Here is an 18,651-nt window from a genome sequence, read left to right as displayed (position 1 = left end):
AAAATTTAACTATTGCAACATAGCGAGTAAATCAGCTTCACTTAACTGTTTTACTCCCAACTCTTGCGCCTTATCCAACTTAGAACCAGCATCTTCTCCCACAACTAAATAATCAGTTTTCGCACTCACAGAATTTGTCATCTTTCCCCCAGCTTTTTGAATTAAATCCTTAGCTTCATCTCGTTTTAATGTCGGCAAAGTTCCAGTAACCACAAAAGTTTTACCTGCTAAAGATAATTTACCTGTTTGTTGTTGTGGTTTCTCCTGACTGGCTAATTGTAAACCCGCAGCACGTAGACGTTCAATTAAACTTTGATTAGCTGGTACTTTAAACCATTGATTCACAGCGTTAGCAATTTCAAAACCAATTCCATAAAGTGATTCAATTTGAGGAGTAGTAGCTGCTGCTAATTGTTCAACGCTACTAAATTTGTCTGTTAATAATTGAGCATTTGTACTGCCAACATGACGAATGCCTAAACCGTATAATACCCTTGACCAAGGTTGAGTTTTAGAATGTGCGATCGCATCTACTAATTTCTGTGCTAACTTAGTACCCATCCTGTCTAAAGCAGAAAGCTTTTCCACAGTTAAATCATACAAATCTGCGACGGAATGCACCACACCTTTATCTAATAACTGATGCACCAGTTTTTCACCCATACCATTAATATCTAAAGCATCCCGACTTACCCAATGTTCCAACGCACCTTTTAAAATAGCGGGACAAGAAGCATTTACACATCGAGTTACTGCTTCATTTGCAGGTTTAATCACAGGTTGATTACATACGGGACAATGGGAAGGAATATAAAAAGGTTGTGTTCCCTCTGGGCGTAATTCTGGTAAAACGCGCACCACTTCGGGAATAATTTCCCCAGCTTTTCGGACAATTACAGTATCCCCAATACGGATATCTAATTGAGCAATGCGATCGCTATTATGTAAAGTAGCTCTTTGTACTGTCGTCCCTGCTAACTCTACTGGGTGTAAATGTGCCAGTGGAGTCAACGCCCCAGTACGTCCCACATTGACAATAATATTTTCTACCCGCGTTGGTGCTTCTTCCGCTGGATATTTTAACGCCACCGCCCAACGGGGAAATTTTTGCGTAAATCCTAATTGTTCTTGTAACTTAAAAGAATTAATCTTTACCACTACCCCATCCGTCATATAGGGTAAATTTAATCTGCCAGTATTCCACTCATCATAATAAGCTTGCACATCTTCTAAAGATTTACACAGTACACGGTTAGGGTTAACTCTAAAACCCATTTTCTGCAATAATTCCAACGCTTCCCACTGCGTCTGCGCTACCTCAACGTCATCCTTACCAGGAATTTGTAAAGTATAAGCAAAGAAATCTAACCGCCGTTTTGCCACAACCTTAGAATCTAACTGTCGCAAAGTGCCTGCTGCGGCATTACGAGGATTAGCAAATTGCGTTTCTCCTGCTTGCTGTCTTTCTTGATTAATTTGTTGAAATACATCTAACGCTAAAAACGCCTCACCCCGCACTTCTACTAATTTTGGTGGCGTTTCTAAATTCAGGCGTAAAGGAATACTGCGAATTGTCCGCACATTTTGGGTAATATCTTCCCCAGAAATACCATCACCCCGCGTCGTACCTCTAACTAAAATACCATTCTCATAGGTGAGTGCGATCGCATTACCATCAATTTTTAACTCACATATATATAGTGGCGTATCCGGTGATACTTCCCCACTTCCCGAAACTCGCTGCCAACGTTCCTGCCATTTGGTAAACTCAGCAATATTAAAGGCATTTTCCAAACTATACAAAGGAATATTATGGCGCACCGAATTAAATCCAGAAGCAGGTTTTTCTCCCACCCGTTGCGTCGGACTATCTGGCGTAATTAATTCTGGATACTGATTTTCTAAATCTTGTAATTCCCGATACAGCCTGTCATAAACTGCATCCTCCATAGTCGGAGCATCCAGAACATAATAAGCATAACTAGCTGCTTGGATATTCTTCCTAAGTTGTTCAACTCGCTGTTTAACTCCAGGTGTTACGGATGCCACAGAGATTACTCCTTAAGTTTATTATGTGCGATCGCATTTAGAGCCTATCCGAAAAAGAGAAAATATCTGCATTTATCTGCGTTTATCTGCGTTTATCTGCGGTTAAAATCTCTTAAAACGATTTTTCGGGTAAGTTTTTAAAGACCATCTTCCCTCCCTGTTTACAAGGAGGGAGTTTCACAACTTAATTCTATTAATATCCTTAAATTTCCTTCCAATCTTCCACCTCATAAAGAAAACGAGTTCCCCCCACCAATTTCCGATTAGCTGAAGTACTTTGCACAAATACGACATATTTCTCCAAATTACTCGGTTTGAGTCGCACACTAGAACCTGCTGGCAAACCCAACATTTCCCTCGCTGCTGCACCTTCAAACAAATCACCAGTTTTCCTATCCATCAAAATAATTTCTTTATGTCCCTGGATAGTTTCTGTTTTAGTAAATTCATAGAAACCCCTCCCAACCTTAAAAGTTAAACCATTTTCTAATACAAAAGCCTTAATTGAAATATCATTATCAACCGCCAAAACCTGAAACCGCCCAGGTGTAACAACACGCAAATCTGCTTCACCATAATCCTCTACTGCTTCCCGTTGCAGCATCGTACTAAAAATCTTATTTAAACCACGACTCATCCGCCCTTCTTCAACAACTTCTTGCTCATAAGCTTGCAGTTGTTCATCCGAAGATTGTTGATAACAAACTGCCAAAAACAAATCAGTAATATAAGAAAACTGGTCTAAATTAAGATGAAAACCGCCCGATTTTTCCGCTAACTCCTTATAAAAGGGAGTAGCATGAGGGCGATTAAGAGCTTGAATCCCATAAACTGTCACACCTAAATCAGCTAACTTATCTACTTCTTTCCGCCAATTAAGTTTTTTTGGTGTTTGCGCTGGTGGATGGGGAATATCATCACCAATAAGCACTAAAGTTTTAGAATTAGCTGATTTCCAATCAATAGATTGTGCTTCGTGCAACACCAATTCATAACATTCTGGCGCATCTCCCCCGCCAGTAGGTTCGACATTTTGCACAAAATTACAGATAGCATCTACATCGTTTGATAAATCAAATTGCTTGGTTACATAAGTAGAACCTGCATCGCAATAATCACCATGAGCAATAATTCCAATCCGTATATCAGGAATTTCTTTTATCAAGCGGGTAACAGTAGTTTTAATGTTACGCCTTACTTGAGTAAGGCAAGGATACATACTTCCAGTCGTATCAAAGCTAAAAACAACTTCAATTGTGTTATTTGTCATAAAATCACTGTTAAAACATTGATTGGTTTCATGTTTTTAATTTAATGTAAAACGCTGTACTCAGGGGAGCCTTTTTGTTAAAAAATACTTAATTTTGTTTAAAAATTAAATAAAAATATTCATAAATAAAAAGAAGCTAGTAATCCTTCTACCTTGATTTTCAACTTTAATAGTAAACTAGGTAAAGAATCAATAGTCAAAAAAACCTCAATCCTCAAAGCCATACCTTCGCCATCTATGTTAATTTCTAGCAACAAAATAAAGCATTCGCTTTTAACGCTAACAGCAGTATTAATTTCTACTATCAGTCCTTGGAATTCAGCTAATTCTGCTACTTTTGGGCAAAAAGAAGTAGAACAAAGTAATTTTATCGCTGTAGCTATGCCTCTTAACGTTGATCGTTACCAACTGCTAATTTTAGAGCAAATATCTAATCAAGAAGCTTGCTGGATAGAACATGATAATCGCCCCACCCAAGTTGAACCTTTACTATTAAACTTTGACTTTACTGGCATTTGTGGACGTAGTACAGATACTAATGGTTACTCCATCCGCAAATCCGGCGAAGATCTGGGTTTGCAGTATAACATTGATATTGTTAAGGAACGTGATGAACTGCTGCTATTAGCAACTCCAGTGCCAAATCCTGATGCAACACCAATGCTTATCGGTAGGACTAATGGTATCACTGATGGCTTTGTCAAAATTAATTTAGAACCTGGTTGGCGGTTTACCAAAAGAACCTACAAAGATAAAACACTAGGACACATCTATCTGACTAACGATAATTAACAAACTTGGTCATCGGTCATTGGTCATTGGTCATCGGTCATTGGTCATTGGTCATTGGTCATTGATAATTGTTAATTGACTTGACAGTTGCTTATATAACAAACAATAATAGTAGATCGTCTGTCTACTCCTACTCGGATCAGGTTAAGACATTCCAAATGTTGAAAAAAGACTGGAGCATCAAGGCTGAAAGCTAAACCCTTTCAGACTTCACACTTCATACCTTCTTTTCAGCTACCTGTACGGCAACTTCAAGGACTATTGAATGAGTTACGCAATTATTGAAACTGGCGGCAAACAACTGTGGGTCGAGCCTGGTCGCTTTTATGATATCGAACTGCTGCCTGTAGAACCAGAAGCGAAAGTTTCCATTGACAAAGTATTTTTTGTTAAACACAACGACGACGTACATATAGGTCAACCGCTAGTAGAAGGCGCTACGGTTGAAGGTACGGTATTGCGCCACTTTAGGGGTCGCAAAGTCATCGTTTACAAGATGCAGCCCAAAAAGAAAACCCGCAAAAAACGGGGACACCGCCAAGAAATCACCCGCCTGATGATTAACTCCATTAGTCTCAATGGTGCAGTCATTGCCTCCCATGAAGAAACCTCTGCGCCAGAGGCAACTGTTGAAACTGAGACAGAATAGAATTAGTAACAAAAATAGAGGGAACTATGGCTCATAAGAAAGGTACAGGTAGTACTCGTAACGGTCGTGATTCTAATGCCCAGAGACTAGGCGTTAAACGCTATGGCGGTCAAGTCGTTAGAGCAGGCAATATTTTGGTGCGTCAACGCGGCACGTCATTTCATCCTGGTAACAACGTTGGTTTAGGCAAAGACTATACTATATTTGCTTTAATTGATGGCGTTGTAACCTTTGAAAAAAAGGGTAAAAACCGCAAACAAGTTAGTGTTTACGCAGCTATTGCCCCTACGGAAACCGCTCCTGCATTAGAACCTGTAGCATCATAGTCATCTTTTTCATCTCAAAGATGAGTATTAGGGGCAGGGAATACCTTGCCCCTAAAATTTATCAATGCCACACCAATAGACATTTCTTTTCAAGTGGATGTAGAGACGTTGTATACAACGTCTCTACGTTTGTTTTACTCAGATTTTGCATTTTTTAACCCCTATGGGTGTATTCTTAGGCTGGAAATACAAGTAAGCTAGATGTGATTAAAATTAACAACCATCTTTTAATCGTGCTAAAGACTAAGATAGATAGTGGGCATATAGAGGCTTTGGAACATGGGGAGTGAGATCAAAAAATATAATTTTTCTTTATATAAAAAACCTCTCATAAAAAAGCAATACATATTAAATAAGCTGGAAAAACTTAAATGTGTAGTATTTTTTAGTGGACTTGCCAGTTTTTCCAGCGCCTTGGGTATGATGTCAGCATTGTTACTTGCTGCTGCTCCCCTACAAAAAAATCAGTCTTCCTCACTATATGGTGGCTCTAATTCGCCAATCACATTCCAAGAACCAATTAATGTGTTGGTTTTAGGTATTGATAATTCAGGGCATCCTCACGCTAGTAACTTTACCCCATCAGAAGCAATATCTGGCAATAGTGATACTATCTTGCTATTGCGTATAATTCCGGGTACGCACCAAATTAATGTTTTATCTATTCCACGAGATACCAGAGTAGAACTACCTGGAAAAAGTACTAACAAAATTAATGATGCTAATGCTAAAGGAGGAATTGATTTAGCGCAAAAATCAGTTAGTAAATTGTTATCCAATATTCCTATTCACCGCTACGTTAGAGTTGATACTCAGGGTTTTATTAGTTTCGCTGATGCTTTGGGTGGAGTGGAAATTAATATACCCAAACCAATGCGTTATGTAGACCAAACTCAAAAGCTTGACATCAACTTTTCTGCGGGAATCCAAAAATTAAATGGCAAGCATTTACAGGAATACGTGCGCTTTCGTCATGATGATTTAGGAGATATTGGCAGGGTACAGAGACAAGAAGTAGTTCTAAAATCACTTCTGGAAAAATTTGTTCAGCCAACAACTTGGGCAAAGTTACCCAAGCTGCTAAAGGTTATTCAAGAGAATGTTGATACTGACATATCTCTGGGTGAAATGTTGGGCGTTGCTCAGTTTTTAACTCATATTGATAAGCAACATATTAATGTACTTATGTTACCTGGTCGATTTAGCCGACCTGATGAATATACTCTCAGCTATTGGATTGCGGATATGGATAATACTGCTTCAATTTTAGCAGATTATTTTGATACTCGTAGTAGTAAAGTTGATGCGATCGCAAATTCTCCTACCAACCTTAGTAACATCAAACTAACAGTTGCCAATGCTACAGGTAAAAAAGAGCAAGCAAAGCAAGCTTTAATGCTACTTAGAAATCAAGGATTTGAGAATACTACAATTAAAAAGTCTGGCATTGATTCGGCTGCTAGACCTAGTTTAAAAACTCTGATTATTGCTCAAAAGGGTAATTTAAAAGCTGCGAATGCTGTAAAAAATGCCATCGGGATAGGAGAAATCCAAGTAACATCAACAGGGGATATTGACTCTGATGTTACAGTTGTTTTGGGAAGCGATTTTGCTGATTTAAAAAATAATAATGGGAAAAAGTTACCAAGAGTTTAATTTTTAAATGTAGAAATATAATTACCTGGGTGCGTAGAAATAAATTTAACATGAAGCATGGTAATTGTTAATTATGTAAGATAGCCTTTATGACCAAGGGGTAGAAACGCGCCAAGACTCGTCTCTAGGCTGATAGCTGACTTATTAGTGTAGGGACGCACTATAGCACGTCTATACACCAGTATGTGTAGCACTATTCTCGGAACTAGGTATAACATTGTTTAACCCCAAACTTCCGCTATTTCAAATCCGTAACCTACTATTTATTCAAACAAAGGGAAAATAGTATAAATTTCCTTCTAATATTGGCAATACTGTTGGTATGTAGATAAATTTAAATTTGTATATAAATATGCTTACAAAGAGTGCATCTAAGCCGCTACGCTGGCAAAAGCATAAATATTCCCTGCTGGCGCGTCAAAGAGATATTTTTGGCTCGGCTGCAACATTAATATTCTATCTGTGGTGGGATGCAACATTTACTAAAGACTCTCCTGAGCATAGAAAGCGTCGGGCTGAGTGGTTAGTGCGTACTTTACTAGATTTAGGACCAACTTTTATTAAAATTGGGCAAGCTTTATCTACTCGCGCAGATTTACTGCCTTTGGAGTATGTACAGGCGTTAGGACAGTTACAGGATAAAGTGCCTCCATTTGGTGGCGATCAAGCGATCGCTCTAATTGAAGCAGAATTAGGCAACTCTATTCATACTTTATATCGCGATTTTGATCGTTTTCCGTTGGCAGCAGCTAGTTTGGGACAAGTTCACAAAGCACGCCTGCATACTGGAGAAGATGTAATTGTTAAAGTGCAGCGCCCAGGTTTAGATAAGTTATTTACTTTAGATTTTCAAGCTTTACATAAATTGGAGCGTTTTTGCTTTCGTTATTTACCTTGGACAAGGAAATATGAGTTAGCCACTATTTATAACGAATTTTTTAACCTTCTTTATCAAGAAATTGATTATATCCAAGAAGGTAAAAACGCTGACAAATTCAGAGAAAATTTTAACAATTATCCCCAAGTCACTGCGCCTAAAATTTATTGGCGATATACCACAACTAAAGTTTTGACAATGGAATATTTGCCTGGAATCAAAATAAATGATCGCCAAACTTTAGAAGCTTGTGGATTAAATGCAAAGCAAATTAATCAAATAGGTATTTGTTGCTATTTAAAACAATTATTAATAGATGGTTTTTTTCAAGCTGACCCCCATCCTGGGAATATGGCGGTCAGCCAAGATGGTAACTTGATTATTTATGATTTTGGCATGATGGTGGAATTGAAACCTCTTGCTAAAGATCAAATGGTAAAAACATTTTGGGCGGTTTTGAGAAAGGACGCTGAAGAACTAACTGTTAGCTTAATTGATATGGGGTTAATTGTAGAAGTATCCGATATGAAACCGATCAAACGGATGCTAACATTTATTTTAGATAAATTTACTGAAAAACCGATAAACGTAAAAGAATTTGGGCAAATGCGTAATGAACTTTATGCCATGTTTGAGCAACAACCATTTCGTTTGCCTGCTCAAATGACATTTATTATAAAATCATTAACTACTCTTGACGGTATTGCTAGGGTATTAGATCCTGAATACAATATGGTAGCAGCCGCTCAACCTTTTATTAGAAGCATTGCTGTCTCTAAAGGGCAGGGAAATGTGATTGCTGAATTTGGTAGACAAGCAAAAAGCTTTATTCAATATAAATTAACAAAACCAAGTGCTGCGGAACTGCTAATTTATCGTTTAGAAAAAAGAATTGAAGAAGGGGAGTTGCAATTTCGCGTACTCTCAGTTGAGAGCGATCGCACTTTCAAACGCATGAATGTAGCTATTAAAAGCTTAACTTATGCTTGTTTTACTGGCTTAACTTTATTATCTGGTGCAGTACTTTTAATTGGTTCCTACAGTTCTTGGGCTATGGCAGCTTTTATCCTATCAGGATTAAGCTTTTTAGTTTTTCTCCGTTCTTTAATTTCTTTAGCAATTATGGAAAAATTTGAGAAAGTAGCTAAAAAATAAATAGCCGTCAGAAATCAGAAGTCAGAAGTGAAAATTAATAAGTCACAATAATATGTTGAGCTTTTAATTGAAAGATGCGATTTACCGTTGATTCAACAATTTTATACATCCATAAGTTACAGCCAAAACCCAAATTAATAAAACAATTTCTAGAGGATATATTTTTAATACCCACAACGAAATTAAGATTAAGGCTAATCCATCTGCAATTAAAATAGGAAGTCTTTCAGCAATTCCGCAAGATTGGATTGTTATAGCTTCGGATGTTTGAATTTCTATACCCGCAAATACATTAAACCAAACCTGGCTTAATAATACTAAAATAATTCCCCAACCTAGTATAATTGATGAGGTATAAAAGCCTATAAGTTCTATAACAATTGTGCTTAAAGTGATTGTATAAAAATTATCCAAGCGTAAATCATGAATTTGCTTTTTTGCTTGAGTTACTTGTTGCAAATCAATTACAGCCATGCGAGCTTGATCTATAGTAAATATCAATAATCCTAAAGCTAGTAATTGATAACTTAACTCGTTTCCTATAATTACCTGCCTTAATATGCATAGACTGGCAGGAAAAAAAAGTAAAAAAATAACTAAATGGATTGATGACATTTATGCAGATACAAACTCAAGGCAATTCTACAACGGCGCTGATTGTTGGAGCAAGTCAAGGAATTGGTTTAGAGTTTGTGCGCCAATTTATACAAAATAATCGCGCACAACGCATTTATGCTACCTATCGCAACCCGCAAGCAGAAATATTAACAATATCAGATCCTCGTTTGCGTTGTCTGCAAATGGATATTACAGAAGAAGCGCAAATTGCTAATGTGGTAGAAGAAATCAAAACAGAGACATCAGTACTAAATTATGTCATCAATTGCGTAGGCGTGTTGTATGAGGGAGCAATGCAACCAGAGAAGAGTTTGCGACAACTCAATTCAGAACAATTATTGCGCTATTTTCAAGTCAATAGTATTGGTGCAGTATTGTTAGCAAAGCATATACAACCCTTGTTGAAGCATCAGCAACGCTCTATCTTTGCCACAATTTCGGCTAAAGTTGGTAGTATCAGCGATAACCATTTGGGCGGGTGGTATGGTTATCGTGCATCAAAAGCAGCATTAAATATGTTTATGCGGACAACGGCGCTTGAATATAAGCGTAGCTGTCCACGCGCGATCGCTGTTACTTTGCATCCTGGTACGACTGATACACAATTATCTAAACCATTTCAGCGCAATGTCCCCCCAGAAAAACTTTTTTCGGTTGAACGTACAGTTCAGCAATTGCTAATGGTGATCGATCAACTAAAGGAAAGCGATAGTGGTGAATTTTTTTCTTGGGATGGCGATCGCTTACCTTGGTAACATAAGAGTGCGCTTACATCTACAATTTAATAATGGCGATCGCTGATTAATTTGAGCAATATTAACAACCCCAAATGAGTACTGATCAAGATAGAAAAGCAGCAAAAAAAAAGCTGAAAGATGTGCTTGCTACCTATGGCGGTAACACCAAACATGAAGCAGTAATTACAGCAATAAATCAACTCGTAAACCTCAACCCAACAGTAGCACCCACCCGCAGTGAAGCACTCCTTACTGGGCTATGGCTATTGATAAGCGCCCCCAATTTTCCTAATGGAGAACTGCAACCAGACGGTAAATATGTTTATACTCTCGGTCGGCTTGCCTTTAATATGTTTCAACCTGTTAAATTGAAGGTTGCAATTGAGCGAGTATTGCACCCTATAATACCTCTAGACAATGGGCAACACACTCACGACATTATTGTTGAATTTATTACAGTAGATGAAAATGCTCCTCAGATAAAAGGCATTGTCAGAAACTTGGCAATTAGTGAACCTACTGATGACCATACCCTGCAAGTAAAATTCACAGGAGCAACTTTAACACCCCAGAATCAAAATCAAATGAAAGCGTGGAAAGCCATCTTTGGTGAGCAATCTAAGCCTGATAAAACTAATTTAAAAGAAAAGTTTATGAACAAAATCTTGCGGATGATGTTTGGAATTGTACCACCGCAGGGGATGGATCTTAAAACTGGCGAAGTTTCCTTCAAGATGCAAAAATCTCCCAAAGGTAATATCAAGTTTATTTATCTTGATGAAGAATTACAGATTACCAAAGGAGAAAAAGGCATGATTTTAATATGTGAGCGAGTCATCCAGTAATTTTTTACTGGGAATTATCTGTTTGTATCTTAACAAAGATGAGTTCAACAGATTACTTTGAATTTATAATTTTTCTTTTAGGAATTACAGATCTCATTCCGCCTCTAGACTCAACAGCATCGCCTTTGTAACGAGGGATAACATGAATACTAGCGTGCATCATATTTTGCCCTGCATCTTTATTCACGTTCATTCCTACATTAAAACCATCAGGCTGAAATTCTTTACTTAAAATTTCTTGCACTTTATTCGCCATCAACCAGCAAGCTGATTGCTCCTTAAATGGTAATTCAAAATAATTAGCTATATGGCGCTTAGGTATAATTAAAACATGACCTTTACTTACTGGATATCCGTCAAACATAGCATACGCTGTTGCCGACTCTGTGAGTAAAGTTAACTTTCTATAAGGGTTACAAAAAATACATTGATTAGATGAGTTTCTTTGATAATTATAATGAGTATACTCGTATATTTCGCAATATTCATCTAAAAGAATTGACTTGAATGGAATTTTAGTGATACACTGATAGGTAGGTTTTTTGTGAATATAATGTTCTCTAAAACCTTCTTTTTTGATGTCTCTTCTCACTGCAAAATAAGCTTTCCCTCCTGGTTTCAGTAAATGTGAAACTTCCATAAGAACATTGGCTTGTTCTTCAGGGAATAAAACATTTAAAACATAAAAACAGATGATAGTGTCGAATTTTTCGTTAGGGTATTGCGGGAAATAATAAGGGTCATAACCAGTAATATTAAAGCCTTTTTGTTGCAAGAGTTTAACATCGTTACCAAAGCCACAACCAAAATCTAGGATTTTACCTTGAAGTTGATTTTTTTCTAATAAAAATCGTGCTGGAAATGAGAGATAAACTCTTTCTATAGCAGTAAGGTGGCTAAATTTATTATTTTGTTTTTGCATCTGGTTATGTGGAACTGGTATTTATGCAACTACCTATTCCATCATCTCATCAGTTGCAGGTTCTCCTGGATAGAAGCGATCGCTTAAAATTTCCTCAAGGGTGTAAGGGCAATCTTGCGAAAATGTTTTAATAGCTAAATTTGTTTCTTTAGCAGCCAGTGCAATTGCTTTTATATAGGCTTGATGAAGAACTTCTTGCAGATAGGGTTTGAGGCTAGGATTATCTGCTAATAATTCTAAAGTGTCTATACGCTGTATGCGAATTGTGTTTAACCAACTACGACTTCGGTGATTGAGTTGATATTCCCATTTAAGTAGATGTCCAATTAACACACTTAAACGATTTCGTAGTTCAGCACGTTCCTGTCTTCCCAAAGATTCGATTTCCTCAATTAAATTCGGTAAGTCAAGCTGACTCCATTGCTGATCGTGAAGTAATTTAGCCTGTTCCTGAGTCCAAGCATAAAAGTCAGTTTCGTAAAGACTCAGCATCAGGCTTCCCGTTTTTTCTTCAGTTTGGGGTGTCTGCATCATGGGGTCACAATTTGGGAAATTGATTTAATTTTAGTGCGAGTCAACTTATACTGGCTGCGCGATCGCTACTAAAACAATTAGTCCAGATGTGGTGCGTTGCGCTGAAGCGACAACGCACCCTACTATCTTAAAAATAGTTTGTAGGCAGGATTATTACTTTCATCCCAATAGCGATATCCCAAACTATCTAAAAATGCTTGCCACTGTGCCATTTCATTTGGGGGAACTTGCACCCCTACAACAATGCGCCCATAGTCTGCACCGTTGTTGCGGTAGTGAAAAACACTAATATTCCAATCTGGACTCATCGAAGCAACAAACTTCATTAATGCGCCTGGACGTTCGGGAAACTCAAAGCGGTAAAGTAATTCATTGTGGGCTAAGGTAGAACGCCCGCCAACCATGTGTCGCAAATGCAATTTTGTTAATTCATCGTCGGTTAAATCAATAGTTTTGAAACCACAACTTTCAAAAGTTTGTGCCATTTGAATTGCATCGGCACGATTTTGAATTTGTAAGCCCACAAATATATGAGCTTCTTTTTCATCAGCAATGCGATAGTTAAATTCAGTTAAGTTACGTCTGCCAAGACATTCACAAAACTTGCGAAGACTTCCTGGTTCTTCAGGAATATTGACAGCAAAGATAGCTTCGCGACGTTCGCCAAATTCTGCTCTTTCTGCAACAAACCGCAAGCGATCAAAGTTCATGTTAGCACCGCAGGCAACAGCAATTAATGTTTCTCCAGCGATTTGTTCTCTTTCTGCATAAGCTTTAGCACCTGCAATAGCTAATGCACCTGCTGGTTCTAAAATGGAGCGCGTATCTTCAAATACATCTTTAATTGCAGCACAGGTATCATCTGTACCTACCAAAATAATCTCATCTACATATTCTTGGCATAAGCGGAATGTTTCTTCTCCCACTTCCCGCACTGCAACACCGTCAGCAAATAACCCTACTTGAGACAAACGCACCCGATGACCAGCTTTTAATGATTGGTGCATCGCATCGGCATCAATTGGTTCAACACCAATAATCTTAATTTCGGGACGTAACCGTTTAATATAAGCTGCAATTCCAGCAATTAACCCACCACCACCGATCGCTACAAAAATAGCATGGATCGGTTGCTGACATTGCCGCATAATTTCCATCCCAATTGTCCCCTGCCCAGCAATTACATAGGGGTCATCAAAGGGATGAATAAATGTCAAACCTTTCTCTGCTTCTAGTTGACGGGCGTAAGTATAGGCATCATCGTAAGTATCCCCATGCAACACCACTACTCCCCCTCTAGCTTTAACTGCATCTATCTTGACTTGGGGAGTAGTAACAGGCATGACGATAATTGCTTGCGTACCTAACTTACTAGCACCAAGGGCAACACCTTGAGCATGATTTCCCGCAGATGCAGCAATTACGCCTTGCGCCAGCATATCTGGCGACAAATTCACCATTTTGTTGTAAGCACCCCGCAGTTTAAAAGAGAAGACAGACTGCATATCCTCTCTCTTAAGTAGGACTTTATTATTTAGCCTGGTAGATAAATTGGGAGCGTATTCCAGGGGAGTTTCCTGGGCAACATCGTACACGCGGGCAGTCAGTATTAGTTGCAGGTAGTCGCAAAGCATGGGGATAGCAAAAGCCGAATAGGGAATTATTCTACTTTAATCAGTATGCCTATATAGCTGCATCAAATTCAACTTGGTCATAAATATAGCGGTCAGCAGATCGCGGATCAGCTTTTTTCTCGTGCCAATGTTTACAAGGGTTTCACAATAGATGCGTGTCATAACCGTCTTGGCGGTTGCTATATTTTCCACTGAAATTTTAAAATGCGGCAAAATCAAACTTTAAATAATAGTATACTAAGAACCCAAAAACTTTTTTTACTTTTGGTATATTTTTAGTTCTTTATAACCTGTAGTTGAGTCTAGTTCTCTTTTAAAAACTACATCATCCAGTATCCCAATTACAATTTCACAGGTTGTATAAATTAAAGAACCCTCAGCTAAGTGGCCACCAAGCATCTTACCCTCACCATCTGAAATGGAAATATGTAAGTGAGCCTCATGTTGAGAGATAGTACCTGCTAGTGATATGATTTCAAACTTTTCCTCGATCACAGTCAGATTTGATTTATTAGCAAAACGAATCGTTAAGGAGCGCAAACTACCTACACAACTAATAATGCAAGCTGCTTGAATTCCATAAAATTCACAGTAAGAAATTAATGATTTTTTGAGATCGCAGTCGGGATTTAAACGTAAAGCTGCTGCTCTTATAATACTTGCCTCGATCATCTTAGCTATTTTTACAGATATTTTAATCTTAAGATAATTTTAAAAAATCCCAGTGGTTTTTAGGAAATTAATTGCCAATTTCTTTTGTGCTTGCACACCTTGCTTATATAAGCAAGTTTTAGTTAATAATTCGCCACACAATCGTTAGTACTGCTCCTAAAGAAATTAAGTAATCGAAAAATTGGTATGACATCAGACATTAGTTTTAATGGAGTAAAACAAGCACTGAAGCGGATGTTTTTGAAATGAGAAGTTTCCGCTCGTGCTGAGATGGTTGCTAGGTTGAAAGGTTAGGGTTATTGCATCTTGAAGTTGATATTATTTAAGTAACTTTTGCTCTTATCTAACTTTAATTGAATGCCCTAAATCCTAGCAAAATTAGCTGGGTTTTGATCGCGCCGATGGTTAAAGGGAATGGGGGTACTCTGATTATCACCAGCTATTGCTGCGATCGCTTCTAAAGCTTCCCTGAGTCGTTTTGCTGCGTAGATAGACATATCTCTAGGTACGTTAATGCGATCGCGCAAATATCGCAAAGCAACATCAGAACCCGATGGCGGCGTACAAACTTCCCCAGTCATCAGATAAGTTAAAGCACAACGCAAAGCTTCATCAAATAATTTGTCATCGGCGGGATTTACTCGAATAATATTGGCGCGGTGCTTAAGTACACGGTGTAGTGCTTCCTTACGGGAAGTTTCCGGTTCAGGGTAAGTTACATCAGGTAGCCCAAACCAGGAACCATGATCCACCTTTGCTTTATTAATCAGCATTTGAGGTTCGCCATTTTCCCAGCATCCTCCCATCTGGGGTGGTAAATCATGTACGTGGGTATGAAAGTCGCTCTGAGTACCGCGATAAGTCGGTCGGCTTTCCATAGCCTCAAACCAGTCTGATAAACGCGGGTTTTCCTCCCGTAATGAGTAGCCTTTGTAGTAGTAAAGACTGGCATTCATGCGCTCAACATAGGGCGTAAATATTACATCTACAGTGCTGAACCCATCCAAAAAATAAGGGCTGGGAGTACTGCCTAGAGCTTCTTCTACCTTAGCTACTACTGCTTTGAATTGGTCTCGGTTATGCTGTTCTTCCCTAGAAGACCTTGTAGGATAGCAAAGCCAGGAACACCAAGCTCTAAATAAAAGTCGCTCCAACCGCCGTAGAGGTATTACTTTGGGGTCTTCCATGCTAAAAGCTAAAGCGCCAAAGGCTTGTTCCAAGGCGAGCAAAATATCATCACTTTCGGTGATCATGCGACCGTCTAGCTCAAGGGCTGGTAACATACCCGATCGCACTATACGTTTATACCAGCTTTCTTTCTCGCCGTAGCAAAACATTGTTACTTTTTTGATGCGGTAAGGAATTTGCTTTTCCTCCAGCCACAACCAGACTTTTTGACAGTAAGGACACCAGGCGTGGTTGTCGCGGTATAGAGTTACCCGTACATCAGATTCGCTCATGCCAAATAAGCGCAAACAAGCTTGAGCATTGGTAAGCCCATTGACGGTATCTACTTGATAATCTGTAAGGGTTTCTAGTTGTGACCAGCTTAAGGGTGCGATCGTTGTGGGGGTGGGTGTCATATATTAATTTAAAGTTACTGGCTTATGAATGAACAATATCTCAATATTGAATTCTGATGCACGATCGCCTTCCTGTCGTTAAGGCGATCGAATGTCCTGGTACTTAAAGTCTGTGGACTTAAAAGCATCAAATCATCTTTACTTGTTGATATGACAGCATCTAACCAGAAAGATATTAGAAAACAATTTGGTGAACGTCTTCGTTACCTCCGCCTTATTCGTGAACTTTCCCAAGAAGACTTAGCCCACTTGTGTAATTTGGACAGAAGCTACATCGGAGGAGTTGAGCGTGGACAAAGAAATGTGAGTCTTTTAAATATCAAGAAAATTGCAGATGCTTTATGTGTTTCACCTAAAGAGTTTTTTGATGAGTAGCATTCCTGAGAACATACGCCTAAAAGAATTAGCAATAATTGCTAACCTGAATCAATCCTTTTTTGATGATTTTACTGGCTTTTTGCAAACAGAAGGATATGCTGAACTCTACGAGTTTGTTGTTGAGCAAGATATATCTAAAGCTAAAAATACAATTAGGAAATATTTAGAGCGCCAGGTTCCTAACAATATAAAATTATACGATGGAATAGCTCGTCCATATAAAGAGGATAAAGCTAAATGGCTACTATTAGGATGGATTTTTAGAGATGCTCCTGAACAGAGATTAAAAGGCTATTTAGCAAACTTTAGTGGAAAACCAAACGAACGGAAAGCTGAATTGCTCAATCAAGTTAGACAGTACGCATCTGGTATTTTACCTGAGCGTGAAAGATGGAATTGGATACCAATATTTGAAGTAATGATTGACCGTTTGGAAGGAAGCCGCCGTTCAATTAAAGGAAACTTGTTTGAAGAAATTGTTCGGCGGAATCTCAACGAAATATTTGCGAAAAATGGGATTGCACTGTCAATTGATAGAACCCAAATCAAGCTCGGTGGCGAAACCTATGATGTTAAAGTAAGTGGAAGGCGAGGTACTATTCTTATCCCAGTTAAAACTCGTGAAACTATGGGCGGTGGTCATGCTTTGCTGTTTACACGAGATATTCATAAAGCAATATCAATAGCAAACGAATCTGGGTACAACTGTATACCAGTCATTATTGCCGAATCCTGGACAGGTGATTTAACTGCTTTAAATTGTAAAGAATTTGTTTACATTAATAAAAATCCCAATCAAGTAAATGAGGTGGAACCTTTATTAGTTCAAGAATTTGAACGTTTAATAGAGATTTTTCGCTCTCTCCTATAATCTATACACTAACTTGGGAAAATTCTTTTTATTGCTATTTCACAGTAATCTCTATTTAATTCAATCCCAATAAATTTGCGTCCTTTCGTAAGAGATACAAATCCTGTAGTTCCAGAACCAAAGAAAGGATCAAGAACGACTGAACCTTCAGGACAGCCTGCTAAGATACAAGGCTCTATCAACTTTTCTGGAAAGACTGCAAAATGTGCTTCTCTAAATTTAGAAAGAGGTACTTCCCAAACAGTTCTTTTGTTTCTTCCTTTGGGGTGAAATGCCTGATCCCAACGACCTTGATGCAGGTTGGAATTACCAGAATTTTTACCTTGTTCTGGTGTTCCGCCTTGCTTACCAAGATGATTACGCCCACCTTTCATTTTACTTTTTTCTGAAAAAGTTATATGTGGTTCGCGGATAGAATCAGCATCATAGTAATACTTTGAGTTTTTGGCAAACAAAAATATATATTCATGATCTGTAGTTGGACGATTTTGTACAGAAGATGGCATGGCGTTTGGTTTATACCAAATGATATCAGACCGCAAAATCCAACCTCTCTGTTTAAGGGCGATCGCTAATCTCCAAGGAAGCCCTGCCAAATTTCCATCTATATATTTATCACCTATATTAAGCCAGAGTGTTCCATCCTCTTTTAAAACTCTCTTTACCTCATCAAAAATATCCACAAGCCGATTTAAGTATTCTTCTGGATCTTTCTCTGTTCCAACTTGGTTGTCTGCACAATAATCACGTTGTCCGTAATAAGGAGGGCTAGTAACTACTGTTTGAACAATAGACTTGGGTAATTTTTTTAGAACTTCTAATGCCTCTCCGTTCAAGACAAAATTAGCTTGATTAAAATCAGCTTTATCAATATCTTTCACGTCAATTATTAGCTTTTTATCCAACCCCATGAACAGAGGAAGGTTCCCAGTAATACTATCCAACGAGAGAGTCATACTTGCTAATTTATGGTACTTATAGTCATCATAGCTTACTGCCACACTCAGTGCAACCTCAAGTTTGGAATTGAGGATACCATAATCCTAAAGAAACGAGGATAAATGTCATCACCGAAAGTGATGA

18 protein-coding genes are annotated in these 18,651 nt (G+C 38.3%); 9 read left to right on the top strand and 9 right to left on the bottom strand.

The window, feature by feature from the left end:
• Positions 1–9: 9 nt before the first annotated feature.
• Positions 10–2,049, bottom strand: a complete 2,040-nt coding sequence (gene ligA, locus CRI9333_RS13040; protein WP_015203636.1) for an NAD-dependent DNA ligase LigA — start codon at positions 2,047–2,049, stop codon at positions 10–12.
• Positions 2,050–2,251: 202 nt separating this feature from the next.
• Positions 2,252–3,319, bottom strand: a complete 1,068-nt coding sequence (locus CRI9333_RS13035; protein WP_015203635.1) for a vWA domain-containing protein — start codon at positions 3,317–3,319, stop codon at positions 2,252–2,254.
• A 237-nt stretch (positions 3,320–3,556) separates the two neighbouring features.
• Between CRI9333_RS13035 and CRI9333_RS13030 the strand changes: the two genes are divergently transcribed.
• From CRI9333_RS13030 to CRI9333_RS13010, 5 genes are all read left to right on the top strand, one after another.
• Entirely contained in the window at positions 3,557–4,111 is a 555-nt protein-coding gene (locus tag CRI9333_RS13030; protein WP_015203634.1) for a DUF3747 domain-containing protein, read from the top strand.
• Positions 4,112–4,376: 265 nt separating this feature from the next.
• Positions 4,377–4,760, top strand: coding sequence for a 50S ribosomal protein L21 (gene rplU / locus CRI9333_RS13025; protein ID WP_015203633.1), 384 nt, complete (start codon positions 4,377–4,379; stop codon positions 4,758–4,760).
• Between the two features lie 26 nt (positions 4,761–4,786).
• Entirely contained in the window at positions 4,787–5,086 is a 300-nt protein-coding gene (rpmA, locus tag CRI9333_RS13020) for a 50S ribosomal protein L27 (protein ID WP_015203632.1), read from the top strand.
• Between the two features lie 420 nt (positions 5,087–5,506).
• Positions 5,507–6,742 (top strand): LCP family protein, encoded by a 1,236-nt coding sequence (locus CRI9333_RS13015; protein WP_198013569.1) that lies wholly within the window; start codon positions 5,507–5,509, stop codon positions 6,740–6,742.
• Between the two features lie 352 nt (positions 6,743–7,094).
• Positions 7,095–8,774 (top strand): ABC1 kinase family protein, encoded by a 1,680-nt coding sequence (locus CRI9333_RS13010; protein ID WP_015203630.1) that lies wholly within the window; start codon positions 7,095–7,097, stop codon positions 8,772–8,774.
• Positions 8,775–8,855: 81 nt separating this feature from the next.
• On the opposite strand, the gene CRI9333_RS13005 is transcribed toward CRI9333_RS13010, so the two are convergent.
• The gene (locus tag CRI9333_RS13005) at positions 8,856–9,389 is read right to left on the bottom strand and encodes a hypothetical protein (RefSeq protein WP_015203629.1); all 534 of its coding nucleotides are present in this window, start codon (positions 9,387–9,389) and stop codon (positions 8,856–8,858) included.
• A gap of 2 nt (positions 9,390–9,391) precedes the next feature.
• Here CRI9333_RS13005 and CRI9333_RS13000 point away from each other — a divergent pair, with 2 nt between their 5' ends.
• Both CRI9333_RS13000 and CRI9333_RS12995 read left to right on the top strand, forming a co-directional pair.
• Positions 9,392–10,147 (top strand): SDR family NAD(P)-dependent oxidoreductase, encoded by a 756-nt coding sequence (locus CRI9333_RS13000; protein ID WP_015203628.1) that lies wholly within the window; start codon positions 9,392–9,394, stop codon positions 10,145–10,147.
• Between the two features lie 74 nt (positions 10,148–10,221).
• On the top strand, positions 10,222–10,974 hold the full coding sequence (locus CRI9333_RS12995; protein ID WP_015203627.1) for a PAP/fibrillin family protein: 753 nt from the start codon (positions 10,222–10,224) through the stop codon (positions 10,972–10,974).
• Positions 10,975–11,026: 52 nt separating this feature from the next.
• On the opposite strand, the gene CRI9333_RS12990 is transcribed toward CRI9333_RS12995, so the two are convergent.
• The 5 genes from CRI9333_RS12990 to CRI9333_RS12970 all read right to left on the bottom strand — a co-directional run bounded on the left by CRI9333_RS12990 (position 11,027) and on the right by CRI9333_RS12970 (position 16,319).
• The gene (locus CRI9333_RS12990) at positions 11,027–11,896 is read right to left on the bottom strand and encodes an HIT family protein (RefSeq protein ID WP_015203626.1); all 870 of its coding nucleotides are present in this window, start codon (positions 11,894–11,896) and stop codon (positions 11,027–11,029) included.
• 33 nt (positions 11,897–11,929) lie between these two features.
• Entirely contained in the window at positions 11,930–12,430 is a 501-nt protein-coding gene (locus CRI9333_RS12985) for a DUF29 domain-containing protein (protein WP_015203625.1), read from the bottom strand.
• A 122-nt stretch (positions 12,431–12,552) separates the two neighbouring features.
• On the bottom strand, positions 12,553–14,064 hold the full coding sequence (gene ilvA / locus CRI9333_RS12980) for a threonine ammonia-lyase, biosynthetic (protein ID WP_015203624.1): 1,512 nt from the start codon (positions 14,062–14,064) through the stop codon (positions 12,553–12,555).
• A gap of 258 nt (positions 14,065–14,322) precedes the next feature.
• Positions 14,323–14,736, bottom strand: a complete 414-nt coding sequence (locus tag CRI9333_RS12975) for a PPC domain-containing DNA-binding protein (protein ID WP_015203623.1) — start codon at positions 14,734–14,736, stop codon at positions 14,323–14,325.
• Between the two features lie 362 nt (positions 14,737–15,098).
• Complete coding sequence (locus CRI9333_RS12970) at positions 15,099–16,319, bottom strand: glutathione S-transferase family protein (protein WP_015203622.1); 1,221 nt, start codon at positions 16,317–16,319, stop codon at positions 15,099–15,101.
• Positions 16,320–16,469: 150 nt separating this feature from the next.
• On the opposite strand from CRI9333_RS12970, the gene CRI9333_RS12965 reads away from it, so the two are divergent.
• Together CRI9333_RS12965 and CRI9333_RS12960 are read left to right on the top strand one after the other, a co-directional pair.
• Complete coding sequence (locus CRI9333_RS12965; RefSeq protein WP_015203621.1) at positions 16,470–16,694, top strand: helix-turn-helix domain-containing protein; 225 nt, start codon at positions 16,470–16,472, stop codon at positions 16,692–16,694.
• Positions 16,687–17,568 (top strand): hypothetical protein, encoded by an 882-nt coding sequence (locus CRI9333_RS12960; RefSeq protein ID WP_015203620.1) that lies wholly within the window; start codon positions 16,687–16,689, stop codon positions 17,566–17,568. Before CRI9333_RS12965 ends, CRI9333_RS12960 begins: the two co-directional genes overlap by 8 nt.
• An 8-nt stretch (positions 17,569–17,576) precedes the next feature.
• Here the strand turns inward: CRI9333_RS12960 and CRI9333_RS12955 are convergent, their stop codons facing one another.
• Complete coding sequence (locus CRI9333_RS12955; protein ID WP_015203619.1) at positions 17,577–18,569, bottom strand: DNA-methyltransferase; 993 nt, start codon at positions 18,567–18,569, stop codon at positions 17,577–17,579.
• Positions 18,570–18,651: the final 82 nt, after the last annotated feature.

Origin of the sequence: Crinalium epipsammum PCC 9333 (genome assembly GCF_000317495.1) — a bacterium.
In the GTDB taxonomy this organism is placed as follows: Bacteria; Cyanobacteriota; Cyanobacteriia; order Cyanobacteriales; family PCC-9333; genus Crinalium; species Crinalium epipsammum.
Note: the sequence above shows the minus strand (reverse complement) of the source record. Positions and strands in the feature narration are given on the sequence as shown.

Excerpts from the sequence above, each read along its gene's own strand:
- CRI9333_RS13035 (WP_015203635.1), bottom strand. The coding sequence starts at position 3,319 with ATGACAAATAACACAATTGAAGTTGTTTTTAGCTTTGATACGACTGGA.
- CRI9333_RS13030 (WP_015203634.1), top strand. The coding sequence starts at position 3,557 with ATGTTAATTTCTAGCAACAAAATAAAGCATTCGCTTTTAACGCTAACA.
- rplU (WP_015203633.1), top strand. The coding sequence starts at position 4,377 with ATGAGTTACGCAATTATTGAAACTGGCGGCAAACAACTGTGGGTCGAG.
- rpmA (WP_015203632.1), top strand. The coding sequence starts at position 4,787 with ATGGCTCATAAGAAAGGTACAGGTAGTACTCGTAACGGTCGTGATTCT.
- CRI9333_RS13015 (WP_198013569.1), top strand. The coding sequence starts at position 5,507 with ATGATGTCAGCATTGTTACTTGCTGCTGCTCCCCTACAAAAAAATCAG.
- CRI9333_RS13010 (WP_015203630.1), top strand. The coding sequence starts at position 7,095 with ATGCTTACAAAGAGTGCATCTAAGCCGCTACGCTGGCAAAAGCATAAA.
- CRI9333_RS13005 (WP_015203629.1), bottom strand. The coding sequence starts at position 9,389 with ATGTCATCAATCCATTTAGTTATTTTTTTACTTTTTTTTCCTGCCAGT.
- CRI9333_RS13000 (WP_015203628.1), top strand. The coding sequence starts at position 9,392 with ATGCAGATACAAACTCAAGGCAATTCTACAACGGCGCTGATTGTTGGA.
- CRI9333_RS12995 (WP_015203627.1), top strand. The coding sequence starts at position 10,222 with ATGAGTACTGATCAAGATAGAAAAGCAGCAAAAAAAAAGCTGAAAGAT.
- CRI9333_RS12990 (WP_015203626.1), bottom strand. The coding sequence starts at position 11,896 with ATGCAAAAACAAAATAATAAATTTAGCCACCTTACTGCTATAGAAAGA.
- CRI9333_RS12985 (WP_015203625.1), bottom strand. The coding sequence starts at position 12,430 with ATGATGCAGACACCCCAAACTGAAGAAAAAACGGGAAGCCTGATGCTG.
- ilvA (WP_015203624.1), bottom strand. The coding sequence starts at position 14,064 with ATGCTTTGCGACTACCTGCAACTAATACTGACTGCCCGCGTGTACGAT.
- CRI9333_RS12975 (WP_015203623.1), bottom strand. The coding sequence starts at position 14,736 with ATGATCGAGGCAAGTATTATAAGAGCAGCAGCTTTACGTTTAAATCCC.
- CRI9333_RS12970 (WP_015203622.1), bottom strand. The coding sequence starts at position 16,319 with ATGACACCCACCCCCACAACGATCGCACCCTTAAGCTGGTCACAACTA.
- CRI9333_RS12965 (WP_015203621.1), top strand. The coding sequence starts at position 16,470 with ATGACAGCATCTAACCAGAAAGATATTAGAAAACAATTTGGTGAACGT.
- CRI9333_RS12960 (WP_015203620.1), top strand. The coding sequence starts at position 16,687 with ATGAGTAGCATTCCTGAGAACATACGCCTAAAAGAATTAGCAATAATT.